The sequence below is a fragment of the Bacillus sp. FSL R5-0434 genome, from assembly GCF_038004745.1.
GTDB lineage: Bacteria > Bacillota > Bacilli > Bacillales > Bacillaceae > Bacillus > Bacillus halotolerans.
Genome location: NZ_JBBORV010000001.1, coordinates 2,356,241 through 2,369,818 on the forward strand (window position 1 = coordinate 2,356,241; position 13,578 = coordinate 2,369,818).

Sequence of the window (13,578 nt, forward strand, 5' to 3'; positions counted from 1 at the left end):
ACAGTATAAGGGATACACTTTCGTAAAAAGGGGAAGTCACATGAAGAAACAGAACATCACATTAGCTATATTATTAACCAATTTATTCATTGCTTTTTTAGGGATCGGGCTTGTGATTCCGGTAACGCCCGCGATTATGAATGAATTGCATTTATCCGGTACCGCGGTCGGCTATATGGTTGCATGCTTCGCTGTTACGCAGCTTATTGTGTCACCAATCGCCGGACGCTGGGTTGACCGCTTCGGACGCAAAATTATGATCGTGATTGGCCTGTTGTTTTTTAGTGTTTCAGAGTTTTTATTCGGCATCGGAAAAACAGTTGACATTTTATTTATATCCCGTATGCTTGGCGGCATCAGTGCTGCTTTCATTATGCCCGGGGTCACGGCTTTTATCGCCGATATCACTACTGTTAAAACACGGCCGAAAGCGCTCGGCTATATGTCAGCCGCTATTTCAACAGGTTTTATTATCGGTCCCGGCATTGGCGGATTTTTAGCGGAAATCCATTCCCGTCTGCCTTTCTTCTTTGCGGCAGCCTTTGCGTTAATAGCAGCCATTTTATCGATGCTAACGCTTCGGGAACCGGAGCGAAATCCTGAGAATGAGAAAATAGAGGGCCAAAAGACAGGATTCAAGCGGATTTTTGCACCTATGTATTTCATTGCTTTTCTCATCATTTTAATATCGTCTTTTGGATTAGCATCGTTTGAATCTTTATTTGCGTTATTCGTTGATCATAAATTCGGATTTACGGCCAGTGACATTGCCATTTTGATAACTGGGGGAGCAATTGTCGGAGCCATCACGCAAGTCGTCTTATTCGACCGCTTCACAAGGTGGTTTGGGGAAATCCGTTTAATCCGCTACAGCTTAATTCTCTCAACAAGTCTTGTGTTTTTGCTGACCATCGTAAATTCATATGCTGCGATTTTATTAGTTACCTTCACCGTATTTGTCGGATTCGATCTTATGCGGCCGGCCGTAACAACCTATCTGTCAAAAATTGCGGGAAATGAACAGGGGTTTGCCGGCGGGATGAATTCAATGTTTACGAGTATCGGCAATGTGTTCGGCCCTATTATCGGGGGAATGCTATTCGATATTGACTTAAACTATCCATTCTATTTTGCAACAGTAGCTTTAGCCATAGGCATTGCGCTGACTATTGCCTGGAAAGCCCCTGCCCATATAAAAGCCAGCATGTAAAAAAAGCGTATTCTTTGTGTACTGCAAAGGATGCGCTTTTTTATTATACTGATCTTAAGGGGGGTGATGGCATGAAGGACTCGTTTTACTCAATTGGACAAGTTTCAAAACTGGCAAATGTGTCGATTAAAGCGCTTCGTTACTACGATAAGATTGATTTATTCAAACCCGCCTACGTCGACCCGGATACGAACTACCGCTATTATACTGACTCCCAGCTCTATCATCTTGATTTGATCAAATCATTAAAATATATTGGCACACCTTTAGAAGAGATGAAAAAGGCACAGGAATTAGAGATGGAGGAACTGTTTGCTTTTTATACAGAGCAGGAAAAGCAAATCAGGGAGAAATTAGATTTTTTATCAACATTGGAGCAGACCATTTCTCTGGTGAAAAAGCGAATGAAACGGCAGATGGAATATCCTGCGCTCGGTGAGGTGTTTGTTCTAGATGAAGCAGAAATACGGATTATACAGACAGAGGCAGAGGGAATCGGGCCTGAAAACGTGCTCAACGCCTCATACAGCAAACTAAAAACATTTATCGAATCAGCTGATGGTTTTTCGAACAATAGCTACGGTGCTACTTTCTCGTTTCAGCCGTACAACAACATTGATGAAATGACTTACCGTCATATTTTTACGCCTGTCTTAACGAATAAACAAATTTCTGCGATTACGCCGGATATGGAAATCACAACAATACCAAAAGGCAAATATGTTTGTATCGCTTATAATTTCTCGCCAGAGCATTATTTTCTCAACTTACAAAAGCTGATCAAGTATATCACGGACCGTCAATTAACGGTTATCAGTGATGTTTACGAGTTAATCATACCGATTCATTATTCTCCGAAAAAACAAGAAGAATATCGGGTTGAAATGAAAATCCGAATCGCAGAATAATGGTACATAGAAAAAGAGCATTTTTTGAAGTTATCGTTCAAAAAATGCTCTTTCTGTTTGTTTAGTAGACAGAGGTCTTCTCATCTATCGATTCTAAAATTTCTTTGACACGTGCCAGGAATCTTCCGCACACGAGGCCATCAAGCACTCTGTGATCTAAAGACAGGCACAGATTGACCATATCTCTGACCGCAATCATGCCATGATCCATGACAACCGGGCGTTTGACGATCGATTCCACTTGAAGAATCGCAGCCTGAGGATAATTGATGATTCCCATCGACTGAACAGATCCGAATGAACCTGTATTGTTGACGGTAAACGTTCCTCCCTGCATATCGTCTGCTGACAGTTTTCCGTCTCTTACCTTTTTGGCAAGGTCGGTAATTTCTCTCGCAATGCCTTTAATCGTTTTTTCATCAGCGTTTTTGATCACCGGAACAAATAAAGAATCTTCCGTGGCAACCGCGATTGAAATGTTGATATCTTTTTTCTGAATGATTTTGTCCCCCGCCCACATGCTGTTCATTTGCGGGAATTCCTTTAACGCCTGAGCGACCGCTTTTACGAAAAAGGCGAAAAAAGTTAAATTAAAGCCTTCTGTTTTCTTGAAGGAATCTTTTATACTGTTTCGGTATGCCACCATGTTTGTGACATCGACTTCCATCATCGTCCAAGCGTGAGGAATTTCTGTTTTGCTTCGTTTCATATTTGAAGCGATTGCTTTTCTAACAGCTGTGACAGGAATTTCTTTATCCCCGGCTGCTGAAGCAGGATGAGAAACGTTTTCTTTCGTCTCCTGTTTTTGCGCTGGTGCAGGAGCTGCTGCTTTTGGCTCTTCAGTCTGTTCTGAAACGCCGCCTGAATCAATGATACGCTGAATATCTTTTCTCGTGATCCTTCCGCCGGCGCCCGTTCCTTTCACTTGCTCAAGGTCAATGCCATGCTCTCCGGCCAAACGAAGTACGGCTGGAGAAAAACGTTTCTTATTGGCCTGACTGGCTGCTTCAGTGCGGCTTTCAGGAGCAGCTTGCCCGGCAGTTGGCGCTTCCGCCTGATCTTGTTTTTGTTCAGCCGGCTTTGCGCCTTCTGTTTCGATTTTGCAAATCACTTCTCCGACTTGCAGGGTCTGGCTTTCTTCTCCCACAAGCTCTGTTATTGTACCGGTAAAAGAGGACGGAACCTCCGCGTTTACCTTATCTGTCATGACTTCCGCAATCGGATCGTATTTGTTCACCTTATCTCCAGGGGCGACAAGCCATTTGCTGATCGTGCCCTCTGTTACGCTTTCGCCAAGCTGCGGCATCGTCATTTGTTCTATTGCCATGATCGTATCCTCCTTACGTCTTTAAAACTCCGCTAATTCTCTCATCGCCGCTTCTACTTTATCAGGGTTGAGCATAAAGTATTTTTCCATTGTCGGCGCATAAGGCATAGCCGGAATATCAGGACCTGCAAGCCGTTTGATCGGCGCGTCTAAGTCGAACAGACAATGCTCGGATATAATGGCAGCCACCTCACTCATGATACTGCCCTCTTTTGTATCTTCTGTGACCAAAAGGACCTTTCCGGTTTTGGATGCCGCTTCGATGATCGCTTCTTGATCAAGCGGGTATACCGTTCTTAAATCCACCACATGTACAGAAATGCCGTCTTTTTCGAGACGTTCTGCAGCCTGTAAAGCAAAGTGGACACAAAGCCCGTATGTGATCACCGTGATGTCATCGCCTTCCCTTTTTACATCAGCCTTGCCGATAGGAAGTACATAATCATCTGCCGGAACCTCTCCTTTGATCAGACGATACGCGCGCTTGTGCTCAAAAAACAGCACCGGGTCTTCATCACGAACTGCGGCTTTTAAGAGTCCTTTCGCGTCATATGGCGTTGAAGGCATCACAATTTTCAGTCCGGGCTGATTGGCGAAAATCGCTTCGACTGATTGAGAATGATAAAGCGCTCCGTGCACGCCGCCACCGTACGGCGCTCTGACAACGATCGGGCAGCTCCAGTCATTGTTGCTGCGGTAGCGGATTTTAGCAGCCTCGGAAATAATCTGGTTTACCGCCGGCATAATAAAATCAGCAAACTGCATTTCGGCAATCGGCCTCATGCCGTACATAGCCGCTCCGATACCGACTCCGGCGATCGCTGATTCAGCAAGCGGCGTATCCATGACACGCTCTTCTCCAAATTGTTCGTACAGACCGGCTGTGGCTTTAAATACCCCGCCTTTTTTTCCTACATCTTCCCCAAGAACGAAGACACGTGAATCTCGTTCCATTTCTTCTTTCATTGCCAAATTGATCGCATCAATATATGACATTACTGACATTTGTACTTCCTCCCTACTTCGCATACACATAATCGAGCGCTGACTCAGGAGCTGCATAAGGAGCGTTCTCCGCTTCATCTGTCGCCTCGTTTATGATTGCCATGATTTCGTCCAGCATGGTTTGTTCTATCTCTTCGGTCAGCAGGCCTATTTCCTTTAAGTAGGCTTGATAAGTAAATAGGGGATCACTTTTTTTCGCTTCCTCTACTTCTTCACGGCCTCTGTAGCTGCTGTCGTCGTCATCGCTGGAATGCGGTGTCAGGCGGTAAGAAATCGTCTCAATTAAGGTAGGGCCTTCTCCTCTTCGCGCCCGTTCACGCGCTTCTTTCACCGCTTGATAAACTTCGAGCGGATCGTTTCCATTCACCGTTACGCCAGGCATTCCATAGCCTACGGCACGATCTGAAATATTTTCACATGCTACTTGCTTATCGTAAGGGACCGAAATCGCGTATTTGTTGTTTTCACACATAAAAATAACCGGAAGCTTATGAACAGCGGCAAAGTTTGCCCCTTCATGGAAATCGCCTTGGTTTGAAGATCCTTCTCCAAATGTGACAAAAGCCGCAATGTCTTTTTTCTCCATTCGTCCAGCCAGCGCAATGCCGACCGCATGCGGCACTTGCGTTGTTACCGGAGAAGACCCCGTCACGATCCGGTTTTCCTTTTGACCGAAATGCCCCGGCATTTGGCGGCCTCCTGAGTTTGGATCTGCTGCTTTGGCAAACCCGGACATCATTAAGTCCTTCGCAGTCATGCCAAACGCAAGCACGACACCCATGTCTCTATAGTAAGGCAGCACATAATCCGTTTCACGGTCAAGGGCGAAAGCTGCTCCTACTTGTGCTGCTTCCTGTCCTTGACAAGAGATAACAAACGGGATTTTACCAGAGCGGTTTAACAGCCACATTCTTTCATCGATTTTTCTAGCTAACAGCATCGTTCTATACATATCAACGGCTTCCTGATCAGTCAGCCCTAATGCTTGATGTCGGTTTGTACTCATTCGAGCGCCTCCTTTATGCTTTTAAAAATGAATGGCTTTGCCATCTGCAGCAAGCGCTGCTTCTCCAATCGCTTCAGACAGCGTCGGGTGCGGGTGGATCGTTTGTCCGATCTCCCATGGCGTCGCATCCAGCACTTTTGCAAGACCTGCCTCTGATATCATGTCAGTGACATGCGGGCCTATCATATGCACGCCGAGAATATCATCCGTTTCACGGTCCGCCACGATTTTTACAAATCCGTCGCTTTCTCCATATACAAGCGCTTTTCCAATTGCCATAAATGGGAACTTGCCGATCTTGACATTATGCCCATTCGCTTTTGCCTCATCTTCTGTTAAGCCGACACTGGCAGCTTCAGGGCTTGAGTAAATGCACTTCGGTACAAGTGTCGGATCAAGCGGATGCGGATTGAGACCCGCAAAATGCTCAACGGCAATGATTCCTTCATGCGATGCAACATGAGCTAACTGAAGGCCACCGATTACGTCTCCGATTGCATAAATATGAGATTCCTTCGTTTGGCAGCTTTCATTTACTGAAATGACGCCGTTTTCAGTGACGATATCGGTGTTTTCTATACCGATTCCTTCGATATTTGCCTGTCTGCCGATGGAAACGAGCATTTTTTCCGATGTATAAGTGACGGTTTCTCCGTCTTTTTCCGCCTGTATACTGATTTCGCCTGATGATTTTTTTAACGTATCAGGCAGCACTTTAGCTCCTGTGACAAACTGAATTCCTTTTTTCGTAAGAAGGCTTTGCATTTCTTTTGAAATGTCCTGGTCTTCAGTCGGCAATATCCGGTCCGCATATTCGATAACCGTTACGTTTACGCCAAAGTCATGAAGCATGGATGCCCATTCGATTCCAATGACCCCTCCGCCGACGATGATCATTGATTTTGGAAGCTCCTCCATTTGGAGCGCTTCATCCGAGGTCAAAACAAACTCTCCGTCCGCTTCCAGACCCGGAAGCATTCTCGGCCTTGAACCTGTAGCTATAATGACCTGCTTCGGGATCAGCATATCATTTTCTTCGCCATTTCCCCGTTCAACAGAAATCGTTCCCGGCAGCGGAGAAAAAATAGACGGTCCGAGGATGCGCCCATATCCGTCATACACGTCAATTTTTCCTTTTTTCATTAAATGATTGACGCCTGCTGCAAGCTTATCGACAACAGCCTGCTTACGGTGCTGTACCTTTTCAAAGTTGAGGGAAACGCCGGACGTTTCGACTCCGAATTGATCGGCTTCACGGGCTGTCCGGTACACTTCCGCGCTTCTCAGCAGCGCTTTACTCGGAATACAGCCTTTATGCAGGCATGTTCCGCCGAGCTTTTCTTTTTCTACAACGGCTGTTTTTAAGCCGAGCTGCGCCGCTCTGATCGCCGCGACATAACCGCCTGTACCGCCGCCCAGAATGACTACATCATACTCAGTTGCCATCTGACTCACTCCTGTCTGTCTATTCAATGCGATATTGTTTGGATTGCTCTTCGCCCTGCAATACCCTGAGCGCCCCTTGGGCCAGAGATTGCAGTTCGTTTTCTCCCGGATATACTAAAACGTCCGAAATCCAATCTATGTATGATCTGATGCTGGAAACAAAGCTTTTGCCGTAAGCCAGACCTCCTGTCAGAACAATGGCCTCGACTTCGCCTTTTAAAACGGCGCTTGCTGCTCCGATTTCTTTCGCTACCTGATACGCCATGGCGTCAAAAATTAAGCGGGCTTTTTCATCGCCCTCCTGAATCATTTGTTCTACTTTCACAGCGTCATTTGTACCTAGATAACCGGAGAGCCCGCCGGTTCCCACCAGTTTTTTCATCATTTCTTCTTTTGTATATTCTCCTGAAAAGCATAAATCGACGAGATCCCCCGCAGGCACTGTTCCTGCGCGTTCAGGACTGAACGGTCCCTCTCCGTGAAGGCCGTTGTTGACGTCCACCACCCGGCCCCGGTCATGTACACCTATTGTAATGCCGCCGCCCAAATGAGTAATGATCATTTTCATATTCTCATATCGTTTGCCAAGAGAGTCTGCCGCCTTACGGGCGACAGCTTTTTGGTTTAAAGCATGAAAAATGCTTTTCCGTTCAATTTCCGGCATGCCTGATATTTTAGCGAGCTCTGACATTTCGTCAACTACAACAGGGTCTACAATATAAGATGGAATGTTGAGGCCGTCAGCAATTTCTCTTGCGATAATGCCTCCTAAATTGGAGGCATGCTGTCCTGCATAACCGCTTTTCAAGTCCTCAATCATATCGTCATTCACTTCATATGTCCCGCCTTCTATCGGACGGAGAAGACCCCCTCTGGCACAGACAGCATCAAATTTTGAAATATTGATGCCCTGTTCATGAAGCGATTCGAGGATATGCTTTTTTCGAAACTCATACTGGTCAATAATATGGTCGAACTGCTGCAGCTCTTCTATGTCGTGTCTCAGTGTTTTTTCAAAAATACTGCGTTCATTATGAAAAACACCGATTTTCGTTGAAGTTGAGCCTGGATTAATGGTGAGAATGCGTTTTTCATCATGTAGCATTTCAAAACCTCCAGATCAATTTCTTAGCGTCTGCTTAATATATGGTGGCCGTTTTGCAAAAACTGGCTTCTTGAGCGGCGATTGCGTTCAATTCGTTCTTCAGCCAAGCGGTCAGCCGCTAAATACGTCGGAATGCCGTCACGCTGGGAAATGTCAAGGACACGTTCAATGTTAGCGTAAATGCCCTCAACCTTTTTCAGTGCACGTTCCGCATTATAGCCATAAAGCTCATCCGCAACGTTGATAACGCCACCCGCGTTGATGACGTAGTCCGGTGCGTAAACAATGCCCATTTCGTGAATTTGATCGCCGTGGCGAGTTTCTTTCAGCTGATTGTTAGCCGCGCCTGCAATCACTTTAGCTTTCAGCTGCTTAATAGTATCATCATTGATGGTTGCACCAAGAGCACACGGCGCATAAATATCGCAGTTTTGTGAATAAATATCTTCTGGATCAACCGCACGAGCGCCAAAATCTTGTACCGCACGTTCAACTGATTGCTTGTTGATATCCGTAACGATTAAGCTTGCTCCTTCTTCATGAAGGTGGCGGCATAGATTGTAAGCCACGTTGCCAACACCCTGTACAGCGATGGTTTTTCCTTCAAGAGAGTCCGTGCCGAATGCAGCTTTAGCGGCAGCCTTCATGCCTTTATACACCCCGTAAGCAGTAACAGGAGACGGATTTCCTGAAGAGCCGAATGCTGGGGAAATACCTGTGACAAAATCTGTTTCATCATGAATGATATCCATATCCTCAACCGTTGTGCCGACATCCTCAGCCGTAATATATCTGCCGTTAAGCCCTTGAATATAACGGCCGAACGCGCGGAACATTTCTTCATTTTTATCCTTGCGCGGATCGCCGATGATAACCGTTTTTCCGCCACCCAGGTTTAAGCCTGCCGCCGCGTTTTTATAGGTCATGCCTCTTGCAAGTCTCAGTGCGTCTTCAATCGCAGCTTCTTCATTTTCATACGTCCACATTCTCGTTCCGCCGAGCGCTGGTCCCAGCGTTGTATCATGAATTGCGATAATTGCCTTTAATCCTGATTGTTCGTCTTGGCAGAAAACCAATTGCTCATAATCGTATTGCTCCATATATTTAAAAAGTTCCATATCAGTTCCTCCTAAAGTGTGTATTCTTCAGATGCGCATAATGCCAGCGCGATCGAATACAGTTTGTTTTCAGCGGAATCCGCTCTGCTCGTTAATGCAATCGGCGCTTTGGCCCCCGTAATGACAGCCGCCACGTGTGCTTTCGCAAAATAAATCAGTGATTTATATAAAATATTTCCCGCTTCAATCGAAGGGACAAGAAGGATATCGGCGCTGCCCGCTACGTCTCCCGAAATCTTTTTCTGAGCCGCGGCGATTTGCGATACTGCGTTATCCAAGGCAAGCGGTCCATCTACAATGCACCCTTTAATCTGCCCTCTTTTACACATTTGGGCGAGAGCAGCTGCATTGACCGTCGCTTCCATCTTCGGATTTACCGTTTCTACCGCTGCAAGGGCAGCCGCTTTTGGCATATTGTTCCCTACTGCACGCGCGACATGAACAGCATTTTGAAGAATCTGCTGAAGCTCCTCCAGCGAAGGGGCAATATTCATAGCCGAATCTGTCACAAACATCAGTCTCTCAAAGTCAGGAATATCAAACACGGCCACATGAGAAAGGACACGGGATTTCCGCAGCCCTTCCTGTTTGTTTAATACCGCTTTAAGCAAAACAGAAGTCGGCACATTCCCTTTCATTAAGACGTCTGCTTTTTTTTGATGAACTGCGCGAACCGCTAGCTTCGCCGATTCCTCCGGCGTATTGGCATGAATGATTTCCACTTGATTCCCTTGCATGGAGGATGTCAGGTCGTTCAGTTTTTTGCTGTCGCCCACTAATAAAAAACGGACGGACAAATGCTCGGCTGCCAGTTTCACAGCCCGGATCACTTCCTCATCCTCAGCATGAGCAACCGCAATGGTCTTGTTTTTGTACATCGACGCTTTGCCGATCAAATCTTTCAGCTTCATCAGTTACCACCTTTCTTGTCTCGACTCCGCTTTTTATTATGCAAGTTCTATGCCAGCTCGGTGCGATGCTGTCATGATGGATGCGAAGAAAGATTCGTGCAGACGTTTGCGCTTATTCTGCAAATTATTGCATGCCTTCATTTGCAAGGCCGTATTTATCCATTTTGTAATATAAATTTCGAATGCTGACGCCGAGGGCTTTCGCTGTTTTCGTACGGTTAAAATGATGCTTTTCCAGCGTTTGCTGAATCAAGTGCGCTTCAAATTTTTCAACGGCCTTAGACAGCTTTTCGCCTTCGATGTCAGGAAAGTCAAACCCGGCTCCCTGTTCTGCGCTGCTTTCTTTTTGTTCTATTTCAAATACAGGCAAATGCTCTTTTTCAATCCATTCCATGTGCGGCTTCAGAAAAATCATTGCTCGTCCAAGGACATTTTCCAGCTCGCGGACATTTCCCGGCCAATGGTAAGCCGACAATGCCCGCAAAGCCTGCTGGGTCAGTCCCTTTACATTCCGGCCGTAATCGCGGTTAATTTTTTGAATGAGCCTTTCACTGAGCGCTTCAATGTCTTCAATCCGCTGACGCAAAGGAGGGATAGAGATGGGATAGCGATTGATGCGGTAATACAGATCTTCACGGAACGTCCCATCCGCCATTGCTTTTTCGATATTTACATTTGTGGCTGCAATAATTCTCACATTAACAGGGATTGCCTTCGTGCCTCCCACTCTGACGATCTCTTTTTCTTGAAGGACGCGCAGCAGTTTCGCCTGCATATTTTGCGTCAGCTCGCCGATTTCGTCTAAGAAAATGCTGCCGTTATTGGCTTCTTCAAATAAGCCCTTCTTGCCGCCGCGCTTCGCTCCCGAAAACGCGCCTTCCTCGTAGCCAAACAGTTCTGATTCCAGAAGATTTTCTGAAAGAGCGGCGCAATTTACGCGGATGAATTTATTGTATTTCCTGTCGCTTTCGTTATGGATGGCATGGGCAAACAGCTCTTTGCCCGTGCCCGATTCTCCGCGCAGCAAAATCGTTGCCGGCGTTTTCGCTCCAAGCTTCGCCTGCTCAAGCGCAACCAGCATTTGCTCACTTTTGCCGATAATATCGTCAAAGGTATATTTCGCTTCGAGCGTGCGGATAATCTGCCTGGCCCTGTTAAGCTCCGCGGTCAGCATTTTAATTTCTGACACGTCATGGATCACGCCGACACTGCCTTTTAAAATGCCATCCACAATCACCGGCGCTACATTGACGATGACCTCTTTTTCATTCGGGCCGACCTTCATTCTGACGCCGCGCACTGGGCGTCTTGTCTCAAGCACCTTTAAATGCATGCTTTCCCCTTCAGAAATATCAGTGCTCGCCGGCTTGCCGATGACTTCTTTTTCAGAAAGCCCAGTCATTTTTGTGTATGCTTTATTGATCAACAGGCCAATGCCGTTTTCATCAACGACAGAAATCGCCTCGTCGGAGGATTGTATAATCGCCTCCAGCATCGTGCGCACCTGTTTTAAATTTGTCACTTCCTCCGCCAGCTCGACCGCATCTGTAATATCCTTAAATACACTGAGTGCTCCGAGCAGACGTCCGCCTTCATCAATGATTGGCAGCCTTGTTGTTACAATTTGCAAATTTTCTCCCAAGAGCTGTTTTTGATTGTATTCAGGCTCTCTCGTTTTTAAAATCCGAGGCATCTTTGTGCTCGGGATGACTTCTTTGATCGGGCGTCCAATGACTTCCTCACGTTGTTTTCCCACCATATTTTCAGCCATATGATTAAACAGAATGATCTCTTCATTGATATCAATAAAAATCATTCCGTCGTGGGTGGAATTAAAGATTCGGTCATGTTTGTATGTTTGTTCTTTTAGCATTTGAATCAGCTGCTGTTTTTCTTCCATAAGCTGAAACACAATGTAAGCCATCTTTCCCGGCATAACAATGGTCTGCTCATGTTTTTCCTGAAGGAGTTCGTCAAGTACAGCTTGATCACCCGTTGTATGAATGACGATATCCGGCTTTTGTTGTATGTATGGTTTCCAATCAGATGAAACGGCAATTCCATAATGTTTTGCTTCTTTTAATCCCGGCGCTTCGGGGTTTTTGTCAACCACGGCAATAATGTCTATGATGGCTGTTTTAATGAGAATTTGTAATAACGCCGTTCCCCTTTTACCGGCACCTACGATCAGTACCTTCTGCATCCCGATACCCCTTTGTATGAAAAAATTTGCATACCTGTTTTTTTCGTTGCAATAATTTGCACAACCCTATGTTACCACGTTTTCTTCTCTTGACAAAATATTTTTTCCGCTGGACAATAAAGGAAATGAAAAATAAAGGGGTTTTCTGAACATGAGCCGACTTCTTGCGCTTTTGATTTTAGTGCTCCCCGGCGCCATTTCTGCTTTAGGCATTAAACTGATGAGAGATATGCTTTTCGGCCATACGGTAAAGCCATTTTCTTCTCTTTGGCTCCAAGGTTTATCAGGATTAATCTTTTTCGTTTTCGGCCTGTATGTGCTGGCCGGGTTCATCTTGTACAGAGACAGAAAACGCAATCAAGTCAGTCCGCGATTCAGAAAACAAAAGATGTAAAAAAGCCGGAGAATGCTCCGGCTTTTTTGTTCGCATTATTTATCAGGCAAGACGGTCTTGGCAATCGTTTTGTCCAGCGCTTCATAATCATAATAAGAAATCGTTTCATACAGCTCCTTACGCGTCTGCATATCATCAAGCCCTTCTTTTTGCGATCCGCGCTCCCTTATCAAGCTAAACATCCGTTCATAAGCCTTTGCCGCAGCTCTGAGCGAGGTGACCGGATAGATCACCATCTGAAACCCCATAGCAGCAAATTCATCTGCATGATAATACGGGGTTTTCCCAAACTCAGTCATATTGGCAAGAAGCGGGACAGGGATCTGTTCAGCAAACTGGCGAAATTCGTTTTCCGTTTGAAGCGCTTCAGGGAAAATTGCGTCCGCTCCCGCCTCAATGTATGCCAAAGCGCGTTTTATTGCGGATTCAAGTCCTTCTTGCGCTCTTGCATCTGTACGGCCGACAATCACAAGTGATGGTGCCGCTTGTTTAATGGCTTTTATTTTTTGCGCCAATTCCTGAGCCGGGACAAGCTGTTTGCCATTCAAATGCCCGCATTTTTTCGGAAGCTGCTGGTCCTCTATTTGCACAGCTGCCACCCTTGCTTCCAGCATCTCGCGGGCGGTGCGGGCAGCGTTTAATACCCCGCCAAAACCCGTATCGATATCAACAAGCAAAGGCATGTCTGCTGCGCGGACAAGATCTTTTGCCCGTTCGGCCATTTCTGCCGACGTAACAATTCCGAGATCAGGCAGCCCCCTGCTGGCCGTATAAGCCGCACCCGATAAGTATAAGGCAGAAAAACCGGCCTCCTGCGCAAGCAAGGCGGCCATCCCGTCATGAACGCCGGGAATTTGCAATATTTCCGGCGCACACATCAGCTTGCGGAAGCGTTCAGCAAGCTCTTCTTGTGACGATTGCTTATTGACGATCCAAGACATGATA

At 46.1% G+C, this 13,578-nt stretch carries 12 protein-coding genes; 3 read left to right on the forward strand and 9 right to left on the reverse strand.

Translation table 11 applies throughout. The annotated features are described in order from the left end of the window. Nucleotides 1-40 precede the first annotated feature (40 nt). Nucleotides 41-1,210, forward strand: a complete 1,170-nt coding sequence (gene bmr / locus NYE43_RS12005) for a multidrug efflux MFS transporter Bmr (RefSeq protein WP_024121980.1) — start codon at nt 41-43, stop codon at nt 1,208-1,210. A 71-nt stretch (nt 1,211-1,281) separates the two neighbouring features. After that, nucleotides 1,282-2,118: a MerR family transcriptional regulator gene (locus tag NYE43_RS12010; RefSeq protein WP_024121981.1), complete on the forward strand. Its 837-nt coding sequence runs from the start codon at nt 1,282-1,284 to the stop codon at nt 2,116-2,118. Nucleotides 2,119-2,179: 61 nt separating this feature from the next. On the opposite strand, the gene NYE43_RS12015 is transcribed toward NYE43_RS12010, so the two are convergent. From NYE43_RS12015 to NYE43_RS12050, 8 genes are all read right to left on the reverse strand, one after another. Next, nucleotides 2,180-3,445 carry a dihydrolipoamide acetyltransferase family protein gene (locus tag NYE43_RS12015; RefSeq protein WP_341062023.1) on the reverse strand — a complete coding sequence of 422 codons (1,266 nt, stop codon included), beginning with the start codon at nt 3,443-3,445 and terminating at the stop codon, nt 2,180-2,182. Between the two features lie 21 nt (nt 3,446-3,466). After that, nucleotides 3,467-4,450, reverse strand: a complete 984-nt coding sequence (gene bfmBAB / locus NYE43_RS12020) for a 3-methyl-2-oxobutanoate dehydrogenase subunit beta (protein ID WP_024121983.1) — start codon at nt 4,448-4,450, stop codon at nt 3,467-3,469. Between the two features lie 13 nt (nt 4,451-4,463). Further along, nucleotides 4,464-5,456: a 3-methyl-2-oxobutanoate dehydrogenase subunit alpha gene (gene bfmBAA / locus NYE43_RS12025; protein ID WP_024121984.1), complete on the reverse strand. Its 993-nt coding sequence runs from the start codon at nt 5,454-5,456 to the stop codon at nt 4,464-4,466. A gap of 21 nt (nt 5,457-5,477) precedes the next feature. Further along, nucleotides 5,478-6,902 carry a dihydrolipoyl dehydrogenase gene (gene lpdA, locus NYE43_RS12030; protein WP_103672250.1) on the reverse strand — a complete coding sequence of 475 codons (1,425 nt, stop codon included), beginning with the start codon at nt 6,900-6,902 and terminating at the stop codon, nt 5,478-5,480. Nucleotides 6,903-6,921: 19 nt separating this feature from the next. After that, nucleotides 6,922-8,007 (reverse strand): butyrate kinase, encoded by a 1,086-nt coding sequence (gene buk, locus NYE43_RS12035; protein WP_024121986.1) that lies wholly within the window; start codon nt 8,005-8,007, stop codon nt 6,922-6,924. Nucleotides 8,008-8,030: 23 nt separating this feature from the next. After that, nucleotides 8,031-9,125 carry a branched-chain amino acid dehydrogenase gene (gene bcd, locus NYE43_RS12040; protein ID WP_024121987.1) on the reverse strand — a complete coding sequence of 365 codons (1,095 nt, stop codon included), beginning with the start codon at nt 9,123-9,125 and terminating at the stop codon, nt 8,031-8,033. 11 nt (nt 9,126-9,136) lie between these two features. Beyond that, on the reverse strand, nt 9,137-10,036 hold the full coding sequence (yqiS, locus tag NYE43_RS12045; protein WP_341062025.1) for a phosphate butyryltransferase: 900 nt from the start codon (nt 10,034-10,036) through the stop codon (nt 9,137-9,139). A 124-nt stretch (nt 10,037-10,160) separates the two neighbouring features. After that, nucleotides 10,161-12,239, reverse strand: coding sequence for a sigma-54 interaction domain-containing protein (locus tag NYE43_RS12050; protein WP_185848843.1), 2,079 nt, complete (start codon nt 12,237-12,239; stop codon nt 10,161-10,163). 151 nt (nt 12,240-12,390) lie between these two features. Between NYE43_RS12050 and NYE43_RS12055 the strand changes: the two genes are divergently transcribed. After that, nucleotides 12,391-12,633 carry a DUF2627 domain-containing protein gene (locus NYE43_RS12055; protein WP_024121990.1) on the forward strand — a complete coding sequence of 81 codons (243 nt, stop codon included), beginning with the start codon at nt 12,391-12,393 and terminating at the stop codon, nt 12,631-12,633. 35 nt (nt 12,634-12,668) lie between these two features. Here NYE43_RS12055 and prpB read toward each other — a convergent pair whose 3' ends face one another. Continuing rightward, nucleotides 12,669-13,574: a methylisocitrate lyase gene (prpB, locus tag NYE43_RS12060; protein WP_326323946.1), complete on the reverse strand. Its 906-nt coding sequence runs from the start codon at nt 13,572-13,574 to the stop codon at nt 12,669-12,671. Nucleotides 13,575-13,578: the final 4 nt, after the last annotated feature.